The sequence below is a fragment of the Salmonella sp. 2020_1459 genome (genome assembly GCF_043847915.1).
GTDB lineage: Bacteria > Pseudomonadota > Gammaproteobacteria > Enterobacterales > Enterobacteriaceae > Salmonella > Salmonella enterica.
The window spans coordinates 86,502-110,777 of record NZ_JBCMFA010000006.1 but is presented as its reverse complement, the minus strand read 5'-3'; the positions used below and the strand labels follow the sequence as shown (position 1 = coordinate 110,777).

The following is a 24,276-nucleotide window of genomic DNA, read 5'->3' as shown; positions in this document are numbered from 1 at the left end:
GACAAGTTTACAGGATTTTTTACCCATTAGGGCTGACGTCAGTCATACTGGTCACAACCGCGCCAAAGCATTACACTATGCGCCCTGCTTTTCAGCCACTATTTCGCAAGAGCAAGTCGATGACTAAAAAACTCCATATTAAAACCTGGGGCTGTCAGATGAACGAGTACGATTCATCGAAGATGGCCGATCTGCTGGACGCCACCCACGGCTATCAACTGACCGACGTGGCGGAAGAGGCGGATGTGCTGCTGTTGAATACCTGCTCAATCCGCGAGAAGGCTCAGGAAAAAGTCTTCCATCAATTAGGTCGCTGGAGACTGTTAAAAGAGAAAAATCCCGATCTGATTATCGGCGTCGGCGGCTGCGTGGCTTCCCAGGAAGGCGAGCACATTCGTCAACGCGCCCATTACGTCGACATTATTTTTGGCCCGCAAACCTTACACCGCCTGCCGGAGATGATTAACTCCGTGCGTGGCGACCGCAGCCCGGTGGTCGATATCAGCTTCCCGGAAATCGAGAAGTTCGACCGTTTGCCGGAACCGCGCGCCGAAGGCCCGACCGCTTTCGTTTCTATCATGGAAGGCTGCAATAAATATTGTACTTACTGCGTGGTACCGTATACCCGCGGTGAAGAAGTCAGCCGTCCCTCAGACGATATCCTGTTCGAAATCGCCCAGCTAGCGGCGCAGGGCGTGCGTGAGGTCAACCTGCTGGGCCAGAACGTTAACGCCTGGCGCGGAGAAAACTACGACGGCACCACCGGTACCTTTGCCGATCTGCTGCGTCTGGTTGCCGCCATCGACGGCATTGACCGTATTCGCTTTACCACCAGCCATCCGATTGAGTTCACCGACGATATTATCGAGGTGTACCGCGATACGCCGGAGCTGGTCAGTTTCCTGCATCTGCCGGTACAGAGCGGTTCCGATCGCGTGTTGAATCTGATGGGGCGCACCCACACTGCGCTGGAATATAAAGCAATCATCCGTAAACTGCGCGCGGCGCGGCCGGACATTCAGATAAGCTCTGACTTTATCGTCGGTTTCCCAGGCGAAACTACCGATGATTTCGAAAAAACCATGAAGCTTATCGCTGACGTCAACTTTGATATGAGCTACAGCTTTATCTTCTCTGCGCGTCCGGGAACGCCGGCTGCCGATATGGTTGATGACGTACCGGAAGAAGAGAAGAAGCAGCGTCTGTATATTCTGCAAGAGCGTATCAACCAGCAGGCGATGGCATGGAGCCGCCGTATGCTCGGCACGACACAGCGCATTCTGGTGGAAGGCACGTCACGTAAAAACATTATGGAACTGTCTGGCCGTACCGAAAACAATCGGGTGGTGAACTTTGAAGGCACGCCGGAGATGATTGGTAAGTTTGTCGATGTGGAAATTACTGACGTCTATCCGAACTCCCTGCGCGGAAAAGTGGTGCGTACCGAAGATGAAATGGGTCTGCGCGTCGCCGAAACGCCGGAGTCCGTCATTGCCCGTACCCGTAAAGAAAATGAGCTGGGCGTAGGATTCTACCAGCCTTAATCCTGCAGGAAAGGCAATAATGCCCGATGGCGCTACGCCTGTCGGGCTTCCTGGTCATGGCCTGTCGCCCGACGGGCCTTGCAATTTTCCCTCTTCATCCCCATCTTCATTGCAATGCTTGCGCCTTTTCCCTATGGCGTGAATAATTTCCTTAGATGCCGGTAAATGTTCAGCGTCCGGCGATACAGACACAAGAGGAACAGTTTGAATATAGACACTCGCGAAATTACCCTTGAGCCCGCAGACAACGCCCGTCTGTTGAGCCTTTGCGGGCCGTTTGATGACAATATTAAACAGCTCGAACGTCGTCTCGGTATTGAAATCAACCGCCGTGACAATCACTTTAAACTGACCGGTCGTCCGATTTGCGTGACCGCGGCGACAGATATTTTGCGAAGTCTGTATGTCGATACCGCACCGATGCGCGGCCAGACTCAGGATATCGAACCGGAACAAATTCATCTGGCGATCAAAGAAGCGCGGGTGCTGGAACAGAGCGCGGAAAGCGTGCCTGACTATGGCAAAGCTATTAATATCAAAACCAAGCGCGGCGTGATTAAACCGCGTACCCCGAACCAGGCGCAGTACATCGCCAATATTCTCGATCATGATATTACCTTTGGCGTCGGCCCGGCGGGTACCGGTAAAACTTATCTTGCGGTCGCCGCTGCGGTAGACGCCCTGGAGCGCCAGGAGATTCGCCGTATTCTACTGACCCGTCCGGCGGTGGAAGCGGGCGAAAAACTCGGCTTTCTGCCAGGCGATTTAAGTCAGAAGGTGGACCCGTACCTGCGTCCGCTGTATGACGCGCTGTTCGAAATGCTCGGCTTTGAAAAAGTCGAGAAGCTGATTGAGCGCAATGTGATTGAAGTCGCGCCGCTGGCCTATATGCGCGGACGCACATTAAACGACGCCTTTATCATTCTGGATGAAAGCCAGAACACCACTATCGAACAAATGAAGATGTTCCTGACGCGTATCGGCTTTAACTCGAAAGCGGTGATCACCGGCGACGTGACGCAGATTGACCTGCCACGCAACACCAAATCCGGCTTGCGTCATGCCATTGAAGTGCTGGCGGAAGTCGATGAAATCAGTTTCAACTTCTTCCACAGCGAAGACGTGGTGCGCCATCCGGTCGTTGCCCGCATTGTTAACGCCTATGAAGCCTGGGAAGAGGCCGAACAAAAACGCAAAGCGGCGTTGGCGGCAGAGCGTAAGCGTGAAGCCCAGGAGCAGGAACAGAAATGAGCCAGGTGATCCTCGATTTACAGTTGGCCTGTGAAAACCACGCGGGCCTGCCGGATGAAGCTCAGTTTCAACGCTGGCTGGACGGCGTTATTCCGCAGTTTCAGGAAGAGGCGGAAGTCACAATCCGTCTGGTGGATGAGGCCGAAAGCCACGACCTTAATTTGACGTACCGCGGGAAAGATAAACCCACTAATGTTCTCTCCTTCCCGTTTGAAGCGCCCCCCGGCATTGAAATGCCGCTACTGGGCGATCTGATTATTTGCCGTCAGGTCGTGGAGCAGGAAGCGCAGGAACAGAGCAAGCCGCTGGAGGCGCACTGGGCGCACATGGTCGTACACGGTAGCCTGCATTTGCTGGGTTACGATCATATCGACGATGACGAAGCGGAAGAGATGGAGTCTCTCGAAACGGAGATTATGCTTGCTATGGGCTATGAGGATCCGTACATTGCCGAGAAGATTGCAGAATAGTAGCTTGCCGGATGGCGGCGCTTGCGCCTTATCCGGCCTACATTCATGCCTTTTGTAGGTCTGATAAGCGTAGCGCCATCAGGCAAAACATGCCGTCACAGCTGAGTATACGCATGACGAGCTTTGTATTAACTAACATGAGAACCCATACGACGCCATGAGCGACGACAATTCACACAGTAGTGACACAGTAAACAGTAAAAAGGGATTTTTTTCCCTGCTACTCAGCCAGCTTTTCCACGGTGAACCTAAAAACCGTGATGAGTTGCTGGCGCTGATCCGTGATTCCGGGCAGAACGAGCTTATCGATGAAGATACGCGCGATATGCTCGAAGGCGTAATGGACATCGCCGACCAGCGCGTTCGCGATATTATGATCCCGCGCTCCCAGATGATTACCCTGAAACGCAACCAGACGCTGGACGAATGTCTCGATGTTATCATCGAGTCCGCCCACTCGCGTTTTCCGGTGATCAGCGAAGATAAAGATCACATTGAAGGGATTCTGATGGCCAAAGATTTGCTGCCGTTTATGCGCAGCGATGCCGAAGCCTTCAGCATGGACAAAGTGTTACGCACCGCGGTTGTCGTACCGGAAAGCAAACGGGTTGACCGTATGCTCAAGGAATTCCGCTCCCAGCGCTACCATATGGCCATCGTTATCGATGAGTTTGGCGGCGTTTCCGGCCTTGTGACTATCGAAGACATCCTCGAACTGATTGTCGGTGAAATTGAAGATGAGTATGACGAAGAAGACGATATCGACTTCCGTCAGCTTAGCCGCCATACCTGGACGATTCGCGCGCTGGCGTCGATTGAAGACTTCAATGACGCTTTCGGCACCCACTTCAGCGATGAAGAGGTCGATACCATCGGCGGGCTGGTGATGCAGGCGTTCGGCCATTTACCGGCCCGCGGCGAAACCATTGACATTGATGGTTACCAGTTCAAAGTGGCGATGGCCGATAGTCGTCGTATTATTCAGGTGCATGTCAGGATCCCGGATGACTCGCCCCAGCCAAAACTGGACGAATAACAGCAATAGTGGACTAAAAATGGCATTTGCCTCGTTAATTGAACGCCAGCGTATTCGCCTGCTGCTGGCGTTATTATTCGGCGCCTGCGGAACACTGGCTTTCTCTCCGTATGACGTCTGGCCCGCAGCGATAGTGTCGCTTATCGGGCTGCAGGCCTTAACGTTTAATCGCCGCCCGCTCCAGTCTGCCGCCATCGGCTATTGCTGGGGACTCGGACTTTTCGGTAGCGGGATTAACTGGGTTTATGTCAGTATCGCGCAGTTTGGCGGCATGCCGGGCCCGGTTAACGTTTTTCTGGTGGTGCTGCTTGCAGCTTATCTCTCGCTGTATACCGGACTGTTTGCCGGGATTTTGTCGCGCCTGTGGCCAAAAACCAACTGGCTGCGCGTCGCTATCGCCGCGCCTGCAATATGGCAAATCACCGAATTTTTACGCGGCTGGGTGCTGACCGGCTTCCCCTGGCTGCAATTTGGCTATAGTCAGGTCGACGGCCCGCTAAAAGGCCTGGCGCCGGTAATGGGCGTCGAAGCGATCAACTTCCTGCTGATGATGGTCAGCGGCCTGTTAGCGCTGGCACTGGCGACGCGGAACTGGCGTCCGCTGGCTGTCGCCGTGATTCTGTTTGCTTTGCCCTTTCCGCTACGTTATATCCAGTGGTTTACGCTGGAACCTACCAAAGCGACCCAGGTATCGCTGGTGCAGGGCGATATTCCGCAGTCGCTGAAGTGGGACGAAAACCAGCTACTGAATACGCTAAAAATTTATCTCAACGAAACTCGCCCAGAGTTAGGCAAATCACAGATTATTATCTGGCCTGAGTCGGCGATTCCGGATCTCGAAATCAATCAGCAGCCTTTCCTTCGTTCGCTGGACGAGATGTTACGCGAAAAAAATAGCACGCTGATCACCGGTATTGTCGATGCGCGTCTCAATAAACAGAATCGATACGACACCTACAATACGATTATTACGTTGGGCAAGGATAATCCATACAGTTATGACTCGCCCAATCGCTACAATAAAAATCACCTTGTGCCCTTTGGCGAGTTCGTTCCGCTGGAGTCTATCCTGCGTCCGCTGGCGCCGTTCTTCGATCTGCCCATGTCCTCCTTTAGCCGCGGCCCTTATATCCAGCCGCAGTTACATGCGCACGACTATAAGCTGACGGCGGCAATCTGCTATGAAATTATTCTTGGCGAACAGGTGCGGGATAACTTCCGCCCGGACACCGACTATCTGCTGACGATTTCTAACGACGCCTGGTTTGGTAAGTCCATTGGCCCGTGGCAACATTTCCAGATGGCGCGGATGCGTTCGCTGGAGCTGGCGCGTCCGTTGCTGCGCAGTACTAATAACGGTATTACGGCGGTGATTGGCCCTCAGGGCGAGATTCAGGCGATGATCCCTCAGTTCACACGCCAGGTACTGACCACCAATGTCACGCCAACCACGGGTTTAACTCCCTATGCCCGTACCGGCAACTGGCCGCTATGGGTACTGACCGCGCTGTTTGCTTTTGGCGCGGTAGTGATGAGTCTGCGACAACGACGGAAATAATCTCTCCCCAGGCCGGATAGCGCTTCATTTATCCGGCCTGAAAATCCTCCTTTTTCCCTCATTCTGGCACGTCTATTGCTTTGTTAAACATGGCAAACCTGTTCTGGCTGCTTGTGCAACCTGGTCGCACCAAAATCGATCATCGGTAGCACCTGAACGGTGCAATGTAGGATTTTTGCCTCTGAACGGTGCGGCGCACTTCGCAAAAATAAACAATATCGCAGCAAAATATTTACAACAAGCCACACTAAATGTTAACAAACACACATAACACTGCACGCGCAAGTTGCAGGCAATAACAACATCACAATAGCTATCAATGCGTCGACGGCGCAGATGATAAAGGAGTTGGATATGCAATTACGTAAGCTAACCACAGCAATGCTGGTCATGGGACTGTCTGCGGGCCTTGCGCACGCAGAAGATGGCGCGCCTGCCGCTGGTAGCACCCTGGACAAGATCGCTAAAAATGGCGTGATCGTCGTCGGGCATCGCGAATCTTCTGTGCCCTTTTCTTATTACGACAACCAGCAGAAAGTGGTCGGCTATTCCCAGGACTACTCCAACGCCATTGTGGAAGCGGTAAAAAAGAAACTTAACAAGCCCGATCTGCAGGTGAAGCTGATCCCGATCACCTCGCAAAACCGTATTCCGCTGTTGCAAAACGGAACCTTCGATTTTGAATGTGGTTCAACGACTAACAACCTTGAGCGCCAGAAACAGGCCGCCTTCTCCGATACGATTTTCGTCGTCGGGACGCGACTGCTGACTAAAAAAGGCGGCGATATTAAAGATTTCCCGGATCTGAAAGGCAAAGCGGTCGTCGTCACCTCCGGGACGACCTCTGAAATTCTGCTGCATAAGCTTAACGAAGAGCAAAAGATGGGGATGCGTATTATTAGCGCGAAAGACCACGGTGACTCGTTCCGCACCCTGGAAAGCGGTCGCGCCGTCGCCTTTATGATGGATGACGCGCTGCTGGCCGGCGAGCGCGCCAAAGCCAAGAAACCGGATAACTGGGAGATTGTCGGTAAACCGCAGTCCCAGGAAGCCTACGGCTGTATGCTGCGTAAAAACGACCCTGAGTTTAAAAAGCTGATGGACGATACCATCGCCCAGGCGCAAACCTCCGGCGAAGCGGAAAAGTGGTTTGATAAGTGGTTTAAAAATCCGATCCCACCGAAAAACCTGAACATGAATTTCGAGTTGTCTGACGAGATGAAAGCCCTGTTCAAAGCACCGAATGATAAAGCGCTTAACTAACTAAAACTAAATGGGACGGGACTCCTGTCCTCTCGATTGTCGCTCAGCACGGACAGACTATAAGCCTGATGGTCGTTCCCCATCGGGCCTGAAGCCGCAAATCGCCGGGCAACAATCTTCGAGGGTAGCGCTGCTACCCTTTTTTTTCGGAGTAGATGTATGTCAATAGACTGGAACTGGGGTATTTTTTTACAGGAAGCCCCCTTCGGCAATACCACCTATCTCGGCTGGCTATGGAGTGGTTTTCAGGTCACCGTCGCCCTTTCAATTACCGCCTGGATTATCGCTTTCCTGGTAGGATCTATTTTCGGCATTTTACGTACCGTTCCCAACCGTTTCCTCTCCGGACTGGGCACGTTGTACGTAGAACTGTTCCGTAATGTGCCGCTGATCGTGCAATTCTTCACCTGGTACCTGGTGGTGCCTGAACTGTTGCCGGAAGATCTTGGCATGTGGTTTAAGGCGGAACTCGATCCCAATATTCAGTTTTTCCTCTCCTCAATGATCTGTCTGGGACTGTTTACCGCCGCCCGCGTTTGCGAACAGGTGCGCGCCGCGATTCAGTCTCTGCCTCGCGGGCAGAAGAACGCGGCGTTGGCGATGGGGCTAACGCTGCCGCAGGCTTATCGCTATGTCCTGCTGCCGAATGCCTATCGCGTTATCGTACCGCCAATGACGTCAGAGATGATGAACCTGGTGAAAAACTCGGCTATTGCCTCAACCATCGGCCTGGTGGATATGGCGGCGCAGGCAGGCAAACTGTTGGATTACTCGGCGCACGCCTGGGAATCCTTCACCGCCATTACGCTGGCCTATGTGCTGATTAACGCCGTTATCATGCTGGTCATGAGCCTGGTTGAACGCAAAGTCCGCCTGCCGGGCAACGTGGGGAGCAAATAATGTACGAATTTGACTGGAGTTCGATTATCCCCTCACTGCCTTACCTACTGGCCGGGTTGGTCATCACGCTGAAGATCACCGTCACCGCCGTTATCGTGGGGATAGTCTGGGGAACCATTCTGGCCGTCATGCGCCTCTCAAGCTTTGCCCCTATCGCCTGGTTTGCTAAAGCGTATGTTAACGTTTTCCGTTCCATCCCGTTGGTGATGGTCTTGCTGTGGTTCTATCTGATTGTACCCGGCTTTCTGCAAAACGTGCTGGGACTATCGCCGAAAACCGATATCCGCCTGATCTCCGCGATGGTGGCATTCTCCATGTTTGAAGCGGCCTACTATTCCGAGATTATTCGCGCCGGTATTCAAAGTATTTCCCGCGGGCAGTCCAGCGCCGCGCTGGCGCTGGGGATGACCCACTGGCAGTCGATGAAGCTCATTATTCTGCCGCAGGCGTTTCGGGCGATGGTGCCGCTGTTGCTTACGCAGGGCATCGTGCTATTTCAGGACACCTCTTTAGTTTATGTACTCAGCCTGGCGGACTTCTTCCGCACCGCGTCGACTATCGGCGAGCGTGACGGTACTCAGGTCGAAATGATTCTGTTCGCCGGCGCCGTTTATTTTGTTATCAGCCTGAGCGCGTCGTTGCTGGTCAGCTATTTGAAGAAAAGGACAGTTTAATGATTACCCTGAAAAATGTTTCAAAATGGTATGGTCACTTTCAGGTGCTGACCGATTGTTCAACAGAAGTGAAAAAAGGTGAGGTGGTGGTAGTCTGCGGGCCATCGGGTTCCGGTAAATCCACGCTGATTAAGACCGTCAATGGTCTGGAGCCGGTGCAAAAAGGCGAAATTACCGTTAACGGCATTATTGTGAACGACAAAAAAACCGATCTGGCGAAACTGCGTTCCCGCGTGGGCATGGTATTCCAACACTTCGAGCTGTTTCCCCACCTGTCGATCATCGAAAACCTGACGCTGGCGCAGGTGAAAGTGCTGAAACGCGATAAGGCCGCCGCCCGCGATAAAGGCCTGAAGCTGTTGGAGCGCGTTGGCCTGTCTGCACATGCCAACAAGTTCCCGGCGCAGCTTTCCGGCGGCCAGCAGCAGCGCGTGGCGATCGCCCGCGCGCTATGTATGGACCCCATTGCCATGTTATTCGATGAACCGACTTCCGCGCTCGATCCGGAAATGATCAACGAGGTGCTGGACGTGATGGTCGAACTGGCGAACGAAGGGATGACCATGATGGTGGTGACGCACGAAATGGGCTTTGCCCGTAAAGTGGCTAACCGGGTGATCTTTATGGATGAAGGTAAAATCGTCGAAGATTCGCCAAAAGAGGAGTTCTTCGCTAACCCCAGTTCCGATCGCGCAAAAGACTTCCTTGCGAAAATCCTGCACTAATCTTCCCGGCGCGCATGTCAGAGTGCGCGCTATCTCACGCTTTACCGCTTCGCTTCTCGAAACGTATCCAGCCGGGCGTTAACCTTGTCACAAAGTACCGCTTACAAGGAGCCACAATGGCACTGCCCATTATTATTGATTGCGATCCGGGTCATGATGACGCGATCGCCCTCGTTCTCGCCCTCGCCTCCCCTGAACTGGAAGTGAAAGCGATCACCTCTTCCGCCGGCAACCAGACGCCGGAGAAGACCCTGCGCAACGTGCTGCGGATGCTGACACTGCTCAAACGCCCGGATATTCCGGTGGCGGGCGGCGCGGTGAAACCTCTCATGCGCGAACTGATTATCGCCGATAACGTTCACGGCGAAAGCGGCCTCGACGGCCCGGCGCTGCCCGAACCGTCATTCGCCCCGCAAAGCGGCACTGCCGTTGAGCTGATGGCAAAAACGCTGCGCGAGAGCGCACAACCGGTCACCATCGTCTCCACTGGCCCACAGACCAACGTGGCGCTGCTGCTGAATAGCCATCCGGAACTGCATACGAAAATCGCCCGCATTGTGATCATGGGCGGCGCGATGGCGCTGGGTAACTGGACGCCCGCTGCGGAATTTAATATTTACGTCGACCCGGAAGCGGCAGAAATTGTCTTCCAGTCAGGCATTCCGGTGGTGATGGCCGGGCTGGACGTCACTCATAAGGCACAGATTCACGCCGCCGATATCGAACGCTTTCGCGCCATCGGCAACCCGATTTCCACCATCGTCGCCGAACTGCTGGACTTCTTTATGGAGTACCACAAAGACGAAAAATGGGGATTTGTCGGCGCACCGCTGCACGACCCGTGCACCATCGCCTGGCTGCTCAAGCCCGAGATTTTCACCACCGTTGAGCGTTGGGTTGGCGTGGAAACCCAGGGGAAATACACCCAGGGGATGACGGTGGTGGATTATTATTTCCTGACGGGGAATAAGCCGAATGCGACGGTGATGGTCGATGTAGACCGCCAGGGATTTGTCGATTTGCTGGCGGAACGGCTGCAATACTACGCATAAAGCGCAAAGTAGAATCCAGGGATGAACAGCGATGTTTTGGCGTAACAATAGACCTGAAATCAGCATGCTACAGCACGATGTAGCCCATATAACGTTTTCAGTACGTAACGGAAAAGCATTGCTTCGTCCCAGCGTTATCCACGATCCCGACTCTGACGCCGGTATTCATACGCTTTCCTGGCATGGCTCGCCGCTGATTCGTTTTTACACTGAAGCCTGGTGCCCAACCTGCGCAGAATTTGTTTATGCCGGTTTTAGCAATGATGATGAAGGCGCCGCGGAGTTTTTATCCTCACTTGCCGAGTGGAATCAGCCAGGAGTCGGGTTGAACGAAGCATTTACCGCCCTGACGCCGCTGTTTTCGCTCTTTGCCGATGGCTATTACCGGCTGGAAGAACGCGAACTTTATCCCACAGATGGCAACGGACATTTTTTCTGGGCGGTGGGTAACGAAAAACAACCGAATCCCGCGACCACAGGGCGGTGGATTGCTGACGTGGACTATCACTACCAGTCCGGCGAACCCTGTTTTTTACTGCCAGGCCAGCCCCCATCGCGATTTAACCCACAACGCGCCGGGTATTATCGCGATAAGCCAGAGAGCCACGCGCTGGCCTGGCATATGAATGACAGCTGGCTTTGCGTCCTGCTTGATGGTCACCATAAAGCCACCGCCGCCGCGCTGGAAGGCCGGCCCGTGAAAACCTGGGTCATCAGCCAGCCGGTGGCGATGACATGCTACGAGACGCGGCAGCAATACCTGCGATTTTATGACGGCGAGCGCCTGGAAGAAGCCCAGTTTCAGCGCCGCATCCCCCTGAAAATACAGTACGAAAAACTACCGCCATCCCTTTGGGAGGATTACTTTACTCGCCATGACGGACGTTATACCCACGTCAACTGGCCGAACGCATTGGCTAACTGCGCAACGCATTATCCCGATCTTGCGGCCTGCGCAGATATTATTGCCGCAGGCGATCTGAGCGAGGCCGGCCTCAACAAAATCATGGCGCAAGGGATCACCGAAGAGGGATTTCCCGCCGTACTGTTACGCGCGCTGTTTTATACCCATTCTCCCTTGTTGATTGATTTTATCCGTTTTCTGACTCGCGCACCCGGTTATGCTTGCCACTACCCGCTGGCGTTTCGTTTACTGGCCCAGAAACGCACGCCACAGGCCGATGCTTTTTTCCTCGATTTCGCCATCAATGATGACGGCGAGCGCCCGGAATTAACGAATATTATGGATGAATACTTTCGCCAGGCATGACATTGATAAAGATCACCACGCCAGAGGGTGGTGTTCTTTATTCTATGAACTCTCTTTCCCGATAAATTAAACGCAATGGATAATGCAACGTTAGCGATTGGTATCGATCTCGGCACCACTAATAGTTTAATCGCCGTCTGGCAAGACGGAGCCGCACAATTAATACCTAATAAATTTGGTGAATATTTAACACCATCCATAATTAGTATGGATGAAAATAAACAAATTCTGGTGGGAAAACCTGCCGCAGCTCGTAAAACATCTCATCCAGATAAAACCGCTGCCTTATTTAAACGCGCAATGGGCAGTAATACTCACTGGCATTTGGGTGAAGAGTCGTTTAATGCGCCGGAATTATCTTCGCTGGTGTTACGCTCGCTGAAAGAAGATGCGGAAGACTACCTTCAGCAGCCAATCAAGGACGTCGTGATCTCGGTTCCGGCTTATTTCAGCGATGAGCAGCGTAAGCATACACGCCTTGCCGCTGAGCTTGCGGGGTTAAACGCCGTGCGCTTGATCAATGAACCCACGGCGGCGGCAATGGCTTATGGCCTGCATACGCAGCAAAACAGCCGTTCGCTGGTTTTCGATCTGGGGGGCGGAACCTTTGATGTGACCGTTCTGGAATACGCTACGCCGATTATCGAAGTTCACGCCTCCGCTGGCGATAACTACCTCGGCGGCGAAGATTTCACGCATTTGTTGCTTGATGAAGTGCTGAAACGCTGGAACCTCGATAAATCAGCGCTGACGGATAGCGATCTGGCTGCGCTGTATGCCTGTGTTGAAGCCGCAAAATGCGCCAGCGGCTCCCCGCTGCGCATGAGCTGGCTTTATCAGGAGCGCGCGCTGGAAAGCACGTTTTATGACGATGAGCTGGAAGCCCTGTGGCTACCGTTGCTCAATCGGCTGCGCACGCCCATTGAGCAGGCGCTGCGCGACTCCCGACTCAAACCGGAGCAAATTGACAGCCTGGTGCTGGTCGGCGGCGCGTCACAGATGCCGCTGGTGCAACGCATCGCGGTGCGCTTATTCGGTAAATTGCCCTATCAAAGTTACGATCCCAGCACCATCGTGGCGCTTGGCGCCGCAACTCAGGCCGCCTGTCGCCTGCGCCATGAAGACGTTGAAGAGGTGATCCTCACAGATATCTGCCCCTACTCGCTGGGCGTGGAAGTCAACCGACAGGGCGTGCCTGGTATCTTCTCGCCCATCATTGAACGCAATACCACCGTTCCGGTGTCAAAAGTGGAAACGTACTCCACCATGCACCCTGAGCAGGACTCTATTTGCGTCAGGGTATACCAGGGCGAAAGTCACAAGGTGAAAAATAATATCCTGATTGATTCTTTTGACGTCATGCTGAAGCCGAACGGGCACATTCAGGCCATTGATATTCGTTTTAGCTACGATATTAATGGTCTGCTGGAAGTTGACGTGCTGCTGGAAGACGGCAAGAGTGAATCCAGAATCATCAGTCACAATGCCACCTCACTGACGACGCAGCAAATCGACGCCAGCCGCGAGCGGCTGCTGGCGCTGAAAATTTATCCCCGCGATATGCTGATTAACCGGACGTTTAAAGCACAGTTAGAGGAGCAGTGGTCACGCGCGTTAGGCGATGAGCGCGAAATGCTGGGGGAGATTATTACCGATTTCGACGCGGCCCTGCTGTCTAATGATATGCAGCGCGTCGATGACGTGCGCCGTCGCGCCTGTGAATATCTGGGTATTGACGAGCCGAAAGCGCCGTAACGGCGCTTTCACTGCCCCTGTTCAGAAAAAATGGAAGAATCGATTTAACGCGCAGACAATCAACGCGATCAAACCGACAATCTTCATGATTTTCATCACCCCGCCAGATTCCGCCTGACGGGGTGCTTCGGTTTTCGCTTCAGAAGACAATTTTTTCTCTTCTTTCTCAGCCGCCAGCCTGAGCTCTTCCGCCAGCTCCTTTTTGTCACGAATATCGCCTGGCTTCATGGCGATTTTAGATGACAATGCCTGTGTTATCAGCGCCTCCAGCGGACAGGCTTGCCCCTCCTCCAGCCGGATCAGCAGGCGGAAAAAGGGCTTTTCTTTGGGAAACGCTTCCAGCACCACCTGCTCCGCCGTCCGGTACAGATCCAACAGCGGCGTTTCGGGTTCCCCCTGGGTACTCAGCCGTGAATTTGCCCACGCCATCGCTTTTCGCTTATAAAACAGGGAGTCAACAAATGAACGCCCCAGCGGTGATAACCTACCGCTGTGCAAAATGTCGGCCCACAGTAAACGCGTGCGCGCACTTTCACCGGGCACATATTCGGCATCCGCCATACAGCGCGCTTCGACCGCCATCACCGCCAGCGGGAAGAAATCAGGCCGGTGCTGGCGGCACCAGCCCAGCAACAGGTCGTCCGCCTGCGTGGAGGGGTAACGCTGCCAGAAATCGCAAAGATCGGCCAACAAGCTTTCCCCTTCACCGCAGAGCAAACGCTGTTTGCACAGGTAATAGTGCGCATCTTCGTTATCCGGCTCCGCGGCCTGCCAGCGACGAGCAATATCGACCAGTTCGGCCATGCCCCACTGCTCGGCGCTAAACCAGTGTAATAGTTTACGATGCAGCTGTTTATCATCGGGAATTATCCAGGCTCCCTGAACCTGCAGAGCGTCGGCAAAATGTTCGGGATAAAAGCGCCAGATACGCTCAAGCTTAAAAAAATAGGCGTCAGTTTGGTCTTGAACAACAAGAGGCAATTTGGCCAGACTTAGCAGATCAAACGCATCGCCCCGCTTTACGGTCTCCAGAAATGCTTCCAGCTCTTCTCCCTCAGCATCATCGTCTGCTTCCTGCGGCTGCCAGTTCAGACGCTGCGCCAACAATGCCAGGCAAGACAGCGAGATCGTTTCCGTTTTCATGGCGATGTCGCACAACTGCCAGCGCAGCTTATCTATCTCATCCATTGAACACTGGTTCAATTGCTGAATAAATTTCTGCCATGCCGAGGGCTGAAAGCGATCGCGCTCTGATGCCAGCAATTCCCTGAACGCCACCAGTATTTCATGTTCGTCGCCCACCTCTTCCGTTTTTGCGTCCTCCGCAGGCGAGGCGGCCCAGTGCTGCGCTTCTTCATAGGCCTGGCGCAATCGCTTAAAACCCTGCGGATCGCTCTCAGGGTGGAATGAGGGCAACAGGGCAAGATAAGCCTGACGGATACATTCCAGATCGGTGGTAGGTTCAATGCCCAGGATTTCCCAACAGATATTCATAAATCGCTCACTCCTTTAAGCGTTTCCGGGCATGTCGGTTGTTCGTTGAGCGGACGCCACGGTAGCTGCGCATAATAACTCTCTGTCGTAGAGGCCAGTTCATTAAACATCCGCGCGCCTGAAGCGTCGTACTTTAGGTGAGCGAAATATGCCTGTATGGTGTCCCCTTTAGCCTGCCAGTACAGCCGACCCAACGAATAGGCGGCAAAATATTGCGTCCAACCGTCGTAAAAATAGTACGCCCGCGCATAGATACGCGATTGCAGCCACAGGCTTTCCTCTTCCGTCAGCCATTGATTCAACACCCCCATCCGGCATAAAAACCCCATACGCACATAGTCCCAGGCTTTAATGCCTCCGCGCCCGCAGCATAGTGCGGTTTCGGCAACAAATCGCGCATAAATCTGGCCCTGCTCGCCAAACTGCGCGGTAAATTCGCGCCATTGACGAGGAGATAGCGTAAACCAGCGGATATAAAAGGGAGCCAAATCTGCCGCATGACCATCGTCCGTCATCCGATAGATGGTTTGAATAAGATCTTCACGGTTATCAATCCCCCATGAATCGGAGAGATCGACAGCAGGAATTCCGGTATACATTGCTGGAGAGGTATGCGAAGGCTCATTGCCGATATATAGCACCTCCATCGGCGTGGAGAGCGCAAAAAGTAAATATTGTTCTTCCTTGTCCATATTCGATATCCCTAATGCATAAACTGGCGTAATACATGGCCGACAACGCCAATAAATAAAATGATTTTAATCACCTGCCAGAGGCCAAAGCCGCCGCCAGATTCCTCCGTACTCGGCGAAGTCACCGTCGTCACCGGTTCTTCATCTGCGACTACAGCTTCACACGGTGTGGCGACAGCCGCAGCCCGCCCCAGCAACCCGCGAATAACCAGCGCTTCCAACGGGCAGATATCCGGCGCATCAAGCTTCGTTACCAGACTCTGTAACAATGCCGCTGACGGCTCCTCGGCGCACGCCAGGCTATCCGCCACCTGATACAACAGCCAGTATGGATGCTGGCTATGCGCCTCACTCACCGCTGGCGCGCCATAATTCAAACGCCGCGCAATAAAACTTTTGCTTAGCGGCGATAATGCGCCGCTGTGCAGCGCCTCGGCCCACAGCAAGCAGGTACGCGCGCTTGAGCCGGGAATATACAGCAGCTGTTCAGCGTTAATATCCACCTGCTCACGCCCCTCAACCGCCATCACCAGCAGCGGGAAAAAGTCCGGTCGATGCTGACGGCACCAGCGCAGCAACAGATCGTCAAGCTGGGTAGAAGGATGCGCCCACCACTGCGCGTAAAGTTCTGGCAGCAGGCTATCGCCTTCACCGCAAAATACGCGCTGGGCTAAGTAGTAATAACCCGGCGTTGCGTTATCGGGTTCGGCTTTCTGCCATGCCAGGGCGACAGGCAGCAGCTCCGCAATGCCAAGATGCAAGGTGCTGAACCAGCGTAACAGACGTCGTTGAAAGCGTAGATTGTCCGGGATAATCCAGGCGCCGTGCTGCGCCATAAGTTGGGCGAAATAGAGAGGATGCTCGAAAAAGGTGTTGTCCAGGGCATCATAAAAAGCAATGGTCTGGTTTTGTACCGCCACTGGCAAATGCAGCAATAGCGAATAATCAAACAGGTCGCCACGGCGGATTTCAAACAAAAGATCCTCCACCTCCTCGGCATCGACATCTCGATTATCACTCCCCTGTTCCCAGGCCAGGCGATCTGACAGCAGTTTCAGACACGAGTACGAAATAGGAAAGGTCTTCATCGCGATAGCGCACAGCCACCAGCGCGATTTTTCGACCTGTGAAATCGATAATTTATTGATCTGTTGGATAAACTCCTGCCATGCCTGCGGCTGAAAGCGCCGTTCGCCATCCGCCAGCAAATCACCGAATATCTCCCTGAGATAATTCACCCACGGGGTATCGGGATCCTCTTCAACCATCGTTATGGCGGGAGATTTCGTAAACCGCAATGCGTATTCATAAGCTTCTCGCAATTGCTTAAAACCCTGCGGATCGGTTTCCGGGTGAAATGACGGCAGCAGCGCCAGATAAGCCTGACGAATGGCGTCGGTATCCGTGGTGGCCTCAATGCCAAGGACTTGCCAACAGGTTTTCATAGATCGCTCACCTCCTGAAGCGTGTCCGGGCATTCAGGGTAATGGGGCAAGTAGCGCCACGGCAGCGTGGCGTAAAAACTGTCCTTCCCTGCGATCAGCTTATTCATCATACGTCGCCCCGCGTCGTCAAACTCCTTACGGGCGAATGTCTCGCGTAGTAACGGTAGGTTATCGCCATTCCGTAACTGCCAGTACAAACGCCCGGTGTAATAAGCGCTGAAATACGGCAACCAGCCGGAATAATAGCTGAGCGCGCGAAGCTGTATCCGCGACTGCAGCCACAGGCTCTCCTCTTCCGTCAGCCATTCATTGAGCACGCCCATGCGGCAGAGAAATCCCATCCGCACATAATCCCAACTGCGAATACCACCTTCGCCGCAACACACGGCGGTATCGGCGACGAATCGGGCATAAATGCGATCTCCCTCGTCCAGCGCGTCGGTATACTCCTGCCACTCCTGCGGCGCATACCTAAACCAGCGGCGATATAGCCATTCCAGTTGCGTGGCATGACCGTCATCCGTCATGCGGGAAATGGTCTGAAGCAGTTCATCACGATTTTCAATACCCCACGACGATTCAAGATCGAAACGTTTTATCCCTATATACATTTTCGGTGACGAATGTGAAGGTAAACAGTCCTCGTTCAATACTTCCATCGGCGAGGAAAGTGCAAAGAGTAAATATTGTGATTCTTTATCCATAATAAATCGCCAAAATATATTCACACCACAAATAAAAACGCAATTGAAAACTAAAATAGAGTACAACAAAGCCAAATCGCAATATATTATTAATCTAAAAAACAATGGCGGGATAAATTAAAAAATGAATCATTCCATAACCAGTCATTCCTGCGACAACGTATCTTTAGCACAATTAACCGAACTGGCGCAGTCAGGAAATAGTGAAGCTCAATATATATTAGGCCGTTTATATAATGACGAACGTATAGATGGCAGCGAAGAGGATAAGCTCTCTTTTTATTGGCTACAGCAGGCGGCCGAGCAAGGGCATTGCGAGGCGCAATATTGGCTCGGCTTACGATACAAAGACACGCCTACCGACATGAAAGATAATACGCTGGCTTTATTCTGGTCAGAAAAAGCCGCACAGCAAGGACACCGCCACGCTTTCAACACATTAGGCTGGGTTCAGGAAGGAGAAACCGGGATGGCGCCAGATTATGCCCAGGCCGTTGCCTGGTATCGCAAAGGAGCAGAACAGAGCCACAACCTTGCGCAATATAATCTCGGGAGAATGTATCATTCAGGAACTGGCGTAGAGCAAAATGATACACAGGCACTCTACTGGTTTAAACAGGCAGCATTACAAGGCCATTGCGCCAGCCAGGAAAGACTGGCGTATATGTATGGCAATGGGAAAGGATGTCGAAAAAATTTATCCCTTGCCGCCCTTTGGTACAAGAAGAGCGCGCTACAAGAGAGCAGCTACTCGCAATATCAGATGGGCTATTGTTATTACATCGGAAAAGGTATCAAACAAGATTACCAGCAGGCAATATACTGGTTTCGAAAAGCGGCAGACCAGGGTGACGATGATGCCTATAACAGTATCGGCTGGATGTACAAATGCGGTCATGGCGTCGAGCAAAATTATTCGCTAGCACTGGAATGGTTCCACAAATCAGCAGAATGTAACAATCCATCGGGCTGGTACAACCTCGGATGCATGTACAGAGATGGATACGGTACCGCACAAGACCTACAACAAGCGCTCTACTGGTTCAAAAAAGCACAGCCCACGGGCAAATGGGACGTCGACGAAGAGATTCGCCAACTAGAGGCACAGTTGAATGCTTAACATGGCGGACGGTCCCCGTCCGCTCACGATAATAAACCTTACGGCTCAAACGGCCTGCGCTGAAACTGATCGTGGCCACACTTCGGGCAGAGCGGCAACACATCCGGCGTGTACACCGCCAGATGATAGTGGCACTTCTCGCACACCAGATTCCCCAATCCCACCACTTCGCCACTGTGATACACGCCGTGGTGATTCAAATCCTGGAAGACTTCACGCCATTCCAGCTGGGTTTTGTCGGTAATGTCCGCCAGTTCCTGCCAGAGACTCTCTTTAATCACCCGCAAGAAGACGCTATCTTCCTGGCTCTCTTCGTAGCTCATGGCGAACTCTTCCAGATCGCGTCTGACAGCGCGCGTCAGTTCGTCCACCTCGGTTCGCGTTAACTCCCCTGTTTGCATCACGCGCTGGCGCGCCTGCTCCACCAGCGCATCAATGTCGCGCTCGCCATTGCGTAAACGCTCGCTTAATGAGGCCACCAGTTCACGGTAATATTGAGCAACCTTGTTCATCACTTCACCTCTTGGATCGTTAACTGCCTATAATAATAGACGTTATTTGCGTTACGCTTTGCAAGGCTGCCCACAGAGTCTGTAAATTCTTGTCAGGCCGACTCGCGTATCCAGCGCGTCAGCGAGGTACGATCGACATTTAACCGTTTCGCCACTAACGATTTATTATCCCTTTCCGCCTCTAATAATTTTCTCAAAATACGCAGGCGAATCGTTTTATAATCGCCAGCCAGCATCTGGCAGTCGTGGCAGGTAGTTGGCTCGCGTCGGCTCCCCTCTTCCAGATCGTCCAGCAAGAGGCGACCCTCATCCAGCGTTGCCGGGGAGTGATCAATAGAGAGTACCAGCCGTTCGATAATATTGCTTAACTGCCTGACGTTTCCGGGCCAGGCGAAGCGCTGAAGCTCTTGCCACAGCGCCGGGGTTAACGTTAGTGCCGGGCGTTTATAATGCTGGCTGAAACTAGTAAGCAGCGACAGGCCGATGGCTTTGATATCCTCCGGACGTTTGCGTAGCGGGATAGTGGTTACTTTTAATACGTTAAGCCGATAATAAAGATCTTCGCGAAATGTCCCGTCCGCAATGAGCTTCGTTAACGTCTGATTGGTCGCCGCAATCACGCGAATATCAACAGGTATCATCTGGTCTGAGCCCAGCCGCATAATCTGCCGCTCCTGCAATACCCGTAATAAGCGCGTCTGTAGCGGTTTATCCAGCTCGCTAATCTCATCCAGAAAAATGGTACCGTGGTGCGCTAATTCAAACAGGCCTATTTTGCCTTTCGGCGACGCGCCGGTAAATGCGCCGGCGACATAGCCAAAGAGTTCGCTCTCCAGAATCTGAGGGGCCATCGCGCCGCAGTTAATGGCGACAAACGGGCCGTTGACGCGTTGGCTGGCATTATGAATACTTTGCGCCAGCACCTCTTTTCCCGTCCCGCTTTCGCCATTAATTAAGATAGTCGCGTCCGTACCGGCATAATTTTTAATGATCGCCAGACGACGCAGCATTTCCGGGTTTTCGGTAAGCAGATCGTCGAAATGATAGCGGGCGCTCAAGCCGCGGCGAGACAGTTCCTGGCGGCGAACATGATGTTCCGCCCCCTGTAAACTGGAGACGGTTTGCATCGTCAACACTACCCGGCTTAACTGTCTGGCCGCAAATACCGGATACAGATTAACCACCATCGCGCCTTGCGGCGTATCGACGACTTTCGCGCTGACGGTTTTTCCCTCACGTAATGTATGCCGCTCCTGGAGCAATACCTGTTTCAGAAAAGACGCGTCATAAATTTCACCGGAGGCGTTAATTTTAAAAAGTTGGCTCGCATATTTATTATAATGCAGTAACGCGCCGGTATCATCAAGCGTGATAACAGCTTTATCAAACTGATCGAGAATCAGCTGCAGATGATGACGCTCGAGTAATTGGCTGCGAAAAGCCAGATATAATGAGCTGGCTTCTTCCAGAGCTTCGGTTATTGAGGCGGGGCTGGAATCAAGTAAACGGAATTGCGAGCCCAGCGGTGAAAAATAATCCTGACAAACGGTATCGCCAACAATGCAATCTAATGGCGTGGACGCTAATTGTTGCTTCAGGCAAGAAATCGTTTCTTTATCATTTCCCTGTAAGGTAAAAATTTTATAGTTAATATTTAACTGTTCCGCTACGCGCGCGCATCCTTTGATCACACTGGAAAAGCCGACAATACCGACAGTGCCTTTTTGTCCTTTAAAAGGGATAAGCGCATCAAGAATGTCGTAGCCGGACATTTTAATTTCGACTACCGGTAATTTACTGTGCTTTTTTAATATTTCCGCACAGCCGCCACGACTAATCAGTACCTGGTGCCCACGGGACTCTAATAAAGGTAGCTCATCCAGGATACGATTAAGCGTCGTTTGATGAATAGTGACGGCGTAATCCAACTGCGCGACCAGCGCCTCGGCAGCCTTTGCCAGTTGCGGATAAGGAGAGACAAAACAGAGAGGAGATGCGGCTATATCTTTCGTCTTATTCATCACTCACCATCCTGTTGGTTTATGAACGGGCGAGACCGCCCGTCGTGATTTATTTTCCGCCGAAACGCTAACCGCCTGCGGCGGCTGGGTTCAGTTTACGATCGTAGCGTTTTTTTATCCATACGGTCAGGAAGGGGGCGCACAGAGCGGTAATAATCGTCGAGGCCGCCACCTGCGCCGCCGCCGTCGACGCCAGGTCAGTAAAATGCGGATCGAGCAGCGCGATTGCCGCTGGCGTCGCGACGGCGTTGCCAGAGGTGGTGGATACCGCCGCGCCTGCCACGCCGCTGCCTCCCGTCAGACGATCGGCGAAAATATTAAAAAATCCGCCAATCGCCACCGTCATGAGTCCCAGTAAAATGCCTGAAGAGCCTGCCGTGATAAGTCGTGCGAAATCAATACCGTATCCTAACCCAAAGGCAAAAAAGGGAATCGTTACCACGCTGCCCTGTTTAAGAAACTTGCGCATGTCCTCATCCAGATTACCCAAAATCATGCCAATGATAATGGGAATAATAACCGCCACCAGATTCATAAAGGGTATCGACACCATGCCTGCCGACCCTAACGCCAGCATGGTGAAAAAGGGACCATCGTTCAACGATATTACCGCAATCGCGCCGCCGTCGGTTTCATCGCCGTACTCCCCCACCAACGCGGCATATAACCCACTGTTCGAGTTGGTCATCGCCGAAATAATCGCTAAAGCCGACAGACCTAATAACCCATCCGGGCCGCAAAATTTTCCGACCAGAATGCCAATAATCACGCCGCTGGCAAATTTCGCAAAGGTGATCGCAGCGCCTTTTTTCAGCGCTTTCGGCGCGGCTTTAAACTGGATATCCGCGCCCATACAGACTAAAAACATGCCTAAAATCGCCATTGCGCCATGCGAAATAGAAGTGACAAAACCGCCTATTTCCAGCGCCTCCGGGGCAAAGGTTTTAAACAATGCGCCGATGATTAGCGGTACAACCATCATACCACCAGGAAAACGTTCCAGTGTTTTTTTAATTTTCATAGCTTATTCCCAGGAGATAACCGGACAGCTTGTGCTGCCCGATTTGATATCAGAACGTCGGCGCGATCTTATAAATAGAGAATTCGTTATGACCTAAATCTTCTGATTTAGTCGTTTTCCCATTCGCGACACGTAAAATTTCCTGATAAATTTCCTCGCCCATTTGTGTAATAGAAGCCTCGCCAGACATAATGGCGGACACATCAATATCAATATTGTCCTGCATCATTTCCCACGTTGCTTTATTACCCGTAATTTTTATTACCGGCGCTATTGGGTTACCGGCAGGCGTTCCGCGCCCGGTAGTAAAAATAACGATCTGCGCTCCACCCGCCACCATGCCGGAAATAGATTCAATATCCTGCCCCGGGGTATCCATAATCCACAGGCCCGGATGCGTTGGACTATCGGCATATTCCAGGACGCCCTGTAACGGCGCATGACCTGCTTTATGCATACAGCCTAACGATTTTTCTTCAATGGTAGTCAACCCGCCTTTAATATTGCCCGGCGTCGGCTGTCCCCCGCGAATATCCTCGCCCAGCGCTTTTGCTCGCGCCTCGCAGCCGACCACTAAATCAATAAGCTGTTGACCAACCTCCGGCGTCACCGCGCGTTTCGCCATCACATGCTCGGCGCCAATAAATTCCGTCGTTTCAGAAAGAATTGAGCTTCCGCCGCAGCGTATCAGCTTATCCGAGGCGACCCCGCAGGAAGGGTTAGACGCCAGCCCCGATGTCGTATCTGACCCGCCGCACTCCATCGCCAGCAGCAGCTCGCTAACCGGTGCTTGCTGCGGTTTTTGCATGGAGAGTTGTTGCGCATAGTCGCGGGCCAGCGAAATCCCCCGAGCCTGACATTTAAGCGTGCCGCCCTCTTCCTGAATGGTGATGCAGGAGGTCGGTTTGCCAAATGCGGTAATCTCTTCTGCGATGCGCAGCGGCTCCGCGCCTTCACAGCCTAAGCCCACAACCACAATAGCGCCGACGTTGGGATTATTCGCCACATTAATCAATGTCTTTTCCGTCAGACGCGCATCGCCTGCTACCTGGCAGCAGCCAAAATCGTTATTCACCCATGTCGCGCCTTTTACCTGCCGGGCAATATCCCGGGCAACTTTATTCGCACAAACGCTGGTAGGTAAAATCAGTACATAATTACGGATGCCAAAACGGCCGTCAGGGCGGCGGAAACCCAAAAAAGTCTCATTGCTCATAATCATTTTCCCTTGTTTTATATTATTTCCAGTCACCACGTCCGCGTTCGCTTTCCACATTGTGGACGTGCACATAGTCGCCACTTTTTATTTCCTGAGTGGCGCGGCCAATAGATTCGCCATATTTATAAACTTCGCCATGAAAAGGCACATCGCAGATGGCGAATTTGTGGCCAAATGGCACATCCTGATGTAACACAACGCTTATCTCGCGTTCGCCAATGAACATTGTGGCGGTTTCGCCGGCCTTGAGCGCCGTAATAGCCGTCGCGACGCAATCCTGAGGGTGAATCACCACTGCATTTTTTTTCACGATTAACTCCTTTGCTTTAGTCCTGTCCTCCCTAATCAAAAGGCGTGCCATTTTTTAATTGTATGTTTTATATGACTTTATTTTTATGGGCCGATCTGGCGGTGACAGGAACTGCGGTAATTTGCCTCAGTCGTGTCGCATTTTGCGTCACCTCCTCACGGACGCCTGGCGCGACAAATGTTCTACCCCCTGTTTTGACGTGCGTGTTTGGGCTATGCTATGCGGATCTAAACACCACCT

The 24,276-nt window shown here is 52.7% G+C and carries 22 protein-coding genes; 13 read left to right on the top strand and 9 right to left on the bottom strand.

Annotation, left to right across the window (positions count from 1 at the left end):
* Positions 1 to 119: 119 nt before the first annotated feature.
* The 12 genes from miaB to ACH0VJ_RS16025 all read left to right on the top strand — a co-directional run bounded on the left by miaB (position 120) and on the right by ACH0VJ_RS16025 (position 13,498).
* On the top strand, positions 120 to 1,544 hold the full coding sequence (gene miaB, locus ACH0VJ_RS16080; protein WP_001519200.1) for a tRNA (N6-isopentenyl adenosine(37)-C2)-methylthiotransferase MiaB: 1,425 nt from the start codon (positions 120 to 122) through the stop codon (positions 1,542 to 1,544).
* Between the two features lie 204 nt (positions 1,545 to 1,748).
* Positions 1,749 to 2,795, top strand: coding sequence for a PhoH family protein (locus ACH0VJ_RS16075; RefSeq protein ID WP_001018045.1), 1,047 nt, complete (start codon positions 1,749 to 1,751; stop codon positions 2,793 to 2,795).
* Positions 2,792 to 3,265 carry an rRNA maturation RNase YbeY gene (gene ybeY / locus ACH0VJ_RS16070; protein WP_000084477.1) on the top strand — a complete coding sequence of 158 codons (474 nt, stop codon included), beginning with the start codon at positions 2,792 to 2,794 and terminating at the stop codon, positions 3,263 to 3,265. Before ACH0VJ_RS16075 ends, ybeY begins: the two co-directional genes overlap by 4 nt.
* Positions 3,266 to 3,422: 157 nt before the next feature.
* Positions 3,423 to 4,301 (top strand): CNNM family magnesium/cobalt transport protein CorC, encoded by an 879-nt coding sequence (corC, locus tag ACH0VJ_RS16065; RefSeq protein ID WP_001278615.1) that lies wholly within the window; start codon positions 3,423 to 3,425, stop codon positions 4,299 to 4,301.
* A 19-nt stretch (positions 4,302 to 4,320) separates the two neighbouring features.
* Positions 4,321 to 5,859, top strand: a complete 1,539-nt coding sequence (gene lnt / locus ACH0VJ_RS16060) for an apolipoprotein N-acyltransferase (RefSeq protein WP_001623116.1) — start codon at positions 4,321 to 4,323, stop codon at positions 5,857 to 5,859.
* Between the two features lie 354 nt (positions 5,860 to 6,213).
* A complete protein-coding gene (locus tag ACH0VJ_RS16055; RefSeq protein ID WP_001518176.1) occupies positions 6,214 to 7,122 on the top strand; it encodes an amino acid ABC transporter substrate-binding protein in 909 nt (302 codons plus the stop codon).
* A 159-nt stretch (positions 7,123 to 7,281) separates the two neighbouring features.
* Positions 7,282 to 8,022 (top strand): glutamate/aspartate ABC transporter permease GltJ, encoded by a 741-nt coding sequence (gene gltJ / locus ACH0VJ_RS16050; RefSeq protein WP_000020930.1) that lies wholly within the window; start codon positions 7,282 to 7,284, stop codon positions 8,020 to 8,022.
* Positions 8,022 to 8,696, top strand: coding sequence for a glutamate/aspartate ABC transporter permease GltK (gene gltK / locus ACH0VJ_RS16045; protein WP_000272794.1), 675 nt, complete (start codon positions 8,022 to 8,024; stop codon positions 8,694 to 8,696). The genes gltJ and gltK overlap by 1 nt, the downstream gene beginning before the upstream one ends.
* Positions 8,696 to 9,421 carry a glutamate/aspartate ABC transporter ATP-binding protein GltL gene (gltL, locus tag ACH0VJ_RS16040; protein ID WP_000631369.1) on the top strand — a complete coding sequence of 242 codons (726 nt, stop codon included), beginning with the start codon at positions 8,696 to 8,698 and terminating at the stop codon, positions 9,419 to 9,421. Before gltK ends, gltL begins: the two co-directional genes overlap by 1 nt.
* A 116-nt stretch (positions 9,422 to 9,537) precedes the next feature.
* On the top strand, positions 9,538 to 10,473 hold the full coding sequence (rihA, locus tag ACH0VJ_RS16035; protein WP_001207422.1) for a pyrimidine-specific ribonucleoside hydrolase RihA: 936 nt from the start codon (positions 9,538 to 9,540) through the stop codon (positions 10,471 to 10,473).
* Positions 10,474 to 10,504: 31 nt separating this feature from the next.
* Positions 10,505 to 11,743, top strand: a complete 1,239-nt coding sequence (locus ACH0VJ_RS16030) for a hypothetical protein (RefSeq protein WP_000498894.1) — start codon at positions 10,505 to 10,507, stop codon at positions 11,741 to 11,743.
* A gap of 75 nt (positions 11,744 to 11,818) precedes the next feature.
* On the top strand, positions 11,819 to 13,498 hold the full coding sequence (locus ACH0VJ_RS16025; RefSeq protein WP_000368025.1) for a molecular chaperone HscC: 1,680 nt from the start codon (positions 11,819 to 11,821) through the stop codon (positions 13,496 to 13,498).
* Positions 13,499 to 13,519: 21 nt separating this feature from the next.
* Here ACH0VJ_RS16025 and ACH0VJ_RS16020 read toward each other — a convergent pair whose 3' ends face one another.
* From ACH0VJ_RS16020 to ACH0VJ_RS16005, 4 genes are read right to left on the bottom strand one after another with little or no spacing between them, the layout of a single operon-like run.
* The gene (locus ACH0VJ_RS16020; protein ID WP_001017755.1) at positions 13,520 to 14,992 is read right to left on the bottom strand and encodes a J domain-containing protein; all 1,473 of its coding nucleotides are present in this window, start codon (positions 14,990 to 14,992) and stop codon (positions 13,520 to 13,522) included.
* On the bottom strand, positions 14,989 to 15,684 hold the full coding sequence (locus ACH0VJ_RS16015; protein WP_000356624.1) for a DUF1266 domain-containing protein: 696 nt from the start codon (positions 15,682 to 15,684) through the stop codon (positions 14,989 to 14,991). Before ACH0VJ_RS16015 ends, ACH0VJ_RS16020 begins: the two co-directional genes overlap by 4 nt.
* An 11-nt stretch (positions 15,685 to 15,695) precedes the next feature.
* The gene (locus tag ACH0VJ_RS16010; protein ID WP_000845209.1) at positions 15,696 to 17,129 is read right to left on the bottom strand and encodes a J domain-containing protein; all 1,434 of its coding nucleotides are present in this window, start codon (positions 17,127 to 17,129) and stop codon (positions 15,696 to 15,698) included.
* On the bottom strand, positions 17,126 to 17,833 hold the full coding sequence (locus ACH0VJ_RS16005) for a DUF1266 domain-containing protein (RefSeq protein WP_001531467.1): 708 nt from the start codon (positions 17,831 to 17,833) through the stop codon (positions 17,126 to 17,128). The genes ACH0VJ_RS16010 and ACH0VJ_RS16005 overlap by 4 nt, the downstream gene beginning before the upstream one ends.
* Positions 17,834 to 17,957: 124 nt before the next feature.
* Between ACH0VJ_RS16005 and ACH0VJ_RS16000 the strand changes: the two genes are divergently transcribed.
* Positions 17,958 to 18,953 carry a tetratricopeptide repeat protein gene (locus tag ACH0VJ_RS16000; RefSeq protein ID WP_001016638.1) on the top strand — a complete coding sequence of 332 codons (996 nt, stop codon included), beginning with the start codon at positions 17,958 to 17,960 and terminating at the stop codon, positions 18,951 to 18,953.
* Positions 18,954 to 18,991: 38 nt separating this feature from the next.
* On the opposite strand, the gene ACH0VJ_RS15995 is transcribed toward ACH0VJ_RS16000, so the two are convergent.
* The 5 genes from ACH0VJ_RS15995 to ACH0VJ_RS15975 form a co-directional block, all read right to left on the bottom strand.
* A complete protein-coding gene (locus tag ACH0VJ_RS15995) occupies positions 18,992 to 19,465 on the bottom strand; it encodes a zinc ribbon-containing protein (protein WP_001044885.1) in 474 nt (157 codons plus the stop codon).
* Between the two features lie 92 nt (positions 19,466 to 19,557).
* Positions 19,558 to 21,486 (bottom strand): sigma-54-dependent Fis family transcriptional regulator, encoded by a 1,929-nt coding sequence (locus ACH0VJ_RS15990; protein ID WP_001044172.1) that lies wholly within the window; start codon positions 21,484 to 21,486, stop codon positions 19,558 to 19,560.
* A 67-nt stretch (positions 21,487 to 21,553) separates the two neighbouring features.
* Positions 21,554 to 22,507, bottom strand: coding sequence for a 2-keto-3-deoxygluconate permease (locus ACH0VJ_RS15985; protein ID WP_000694477.1), 954 nt, complete (start codon positions 22,505 to 22,507; stop codon positions 21,554 to 21,556).
* A 49-nt stretch (positions 22,508 to 22,556) separates the two neighbouring features.
* A complete protein-coding gene (locus tag ACH0VJ_RS15980) occupies positions 22,557 to 23,729 on the bottom strand; it encodes a UxaA family hydrolase (RefSeq protein ID WP_001675440.1) in 1,173 nt (390 codons plus the stop codon).
* A gap of 16 nt (positions 23,730 to 23,745) precedes the next feature.
* Positions 23,746 to 24,087: a UxaA family hydrolase gene (locus tag ACH0VJ_RS15975; protein WP_001574029.1), complete on the bottom strand. Its 342-nt coding sequence runs from the start codon at positions 24,085 to 24,087 to the stop codon at positions 23,746 to 23,748.
* Between the last annotated feature and the right edge of the window lie 189 nt (positions 24,088 to 24,276).

What these genes read in the sequence shown, in the direction of transcription:
- miaB (WP_001519200.1), top strand. Translation starts at nt 120, where the DNA reads ATGACTAAAAAACTCCATATTAAAACCTGGGGCTGTCAGATGAACGAG.
- ybeY (WP_000084477.1), top strand. Translation starts at nt 2,792, where the DNA reads ATGAGCCAGGTGATCCTCGATTTACAGTTGGCCTGTGAAAACCACGCG.
- corC (WP_001278615.1), top strand. Translation starts at nt 3,423, where the DNA reads ATGAGCGACGACAATTCACACAGTAGTGACACAGTAAACAGTAAAAAG.
- lnt (WP_001623116.1), top strand. Translation starts at nt 4,321, where the DNA reads ATGGCATTTGCCTCGTTAATTGAACGCCAGCGTATTCGCCTGCTGCTG.
- ACH0VJ_RS16055 (WP_001518176.1), top strand. Translation starts at nt 6,214, where the DNA reads ATGCAATTACGTAAGCTAACCACAGCAATGCTGGTCATGGGACTGTCT.
- gltJ (WP_000020930.1), top strand. Translation starts at nt 7,282, where the DNA reads ATGTCAATAGACTGGAACTGGGGTATTTTTTTACAGGAAGCCCCCTTC.
- gltK (WP_000272794.1), top strand. Translation starts at nt 8,022, where the DNA reads ATGTACGAATTTGACTGGAGTTCGATTATCCCCTCACTGCCTTACCTA.
- gltL (WP_000631369.1), top strand. Translation starts at nt 8,696, where the DNA reads ATGATTACCCTGAAAAATGTTTCAAAATGGTATGGTCACTTTCAGGTG.
- rihA (WP_001207422.1), top strand. Translation starts at nt 9,538, where the DNA reads ATGGCACTGCCCATTATTATTGATTGCGATCCGGGTCATGATGACGCG.
- ACH0VJ_RS16030 (WP_000498894.1), top strand. Translation starts at nt 10,505, where the DNA reads ATGTTTTGGCGTAACAATAGACCTGAAATCAGCATGCTACAGCACGAT.
- ACH0VJ_RS16025 (WP_000368025.1), top strand. Translation starts at nt 11,819, where the DNA reads ATGGATAATGCAACGTTAGCGATTGGTATCGATCTCGGCACCACTAAT.
- ACH0VJ_RS16020 (WP_001017755.1), bottom strand. Translation starts at nt 14,992, where the DNA reads ATGAATATCTGTTGGGAAATCCTGGGCATTGAACCTACCACCGATCTG.
- ACH0VJ_RS16015 (WP_000356624.1), bottom strand. Translation starts at nt 15,684, where the DNA reads ATGGACAAGGAAGAACAATATTTACTTTTTGCGCTCTCCACGCCGATG.
- ACH0VJ_RS16010 (WP_000845209.1), bottom strand. Translation starts at nt 17,129, where the DNA reads ATGAAAACCTGTTGGCAAGTCCTTGGCATTGAGGCCACCACGGATACC.
- ACH0VJ_RS16005 (WP_001531467.1), bottom strand. Translation starts at nt 17,833, where the DNA reads ATGGATAAAGAATCACAATATTTACTCTTTGCACTTTCCTCGCCGATG.
- ACH0VJ_RS16000 (WP_001016638.1), top strand. Translation starts at nt 17,958, where the DNA reads ATGAATCATTCCATAACCAGTCATTCCTGCGACAACGTATCTTTAGCA.
- ACH0VJ_RS15995 (WP_001044885.1), bottom strand. Translation starts at nt 19,465, where the DNA reads ATGAACAAGGTTGCTCAATATTACCGTGAACTGGTGGCCTCATTAAGC.
- ACH0VJ_RS15990 (WP_001044172.1), bottom strand. Translation starts at nt 21,486, where the DNA reads ATGAATAAGACGAAAGATATAGCCGCATCTCCTCTCTGTTTTGTCTCT.
- ACH0VJ_RS15985 (WP_000694477.1), bottom strand. Translation starts at nt 22,507, where the DNA reads ATGAAAATTAAAAAAACACTGGAACGTTTTCCTGGTGGTATGATGGTT.
- ACH0VJ_RS15980 (WP_001675440.1), bottom strand. Translation starts at nt 23,729, where the DNA reads ATGATTATGAGCAATGAGACTTTTTTGGGTTTCCGCCGCCCTGACGGC.
- ACH0VJ_RS15975 (WP_001574029.1), bottom strand. Translation starts at nt 24,087, where the DNA reads ATGGCACGCCTTTTGATTAGGGAGGACAGGACTAAAGCAAAGGAGTTA.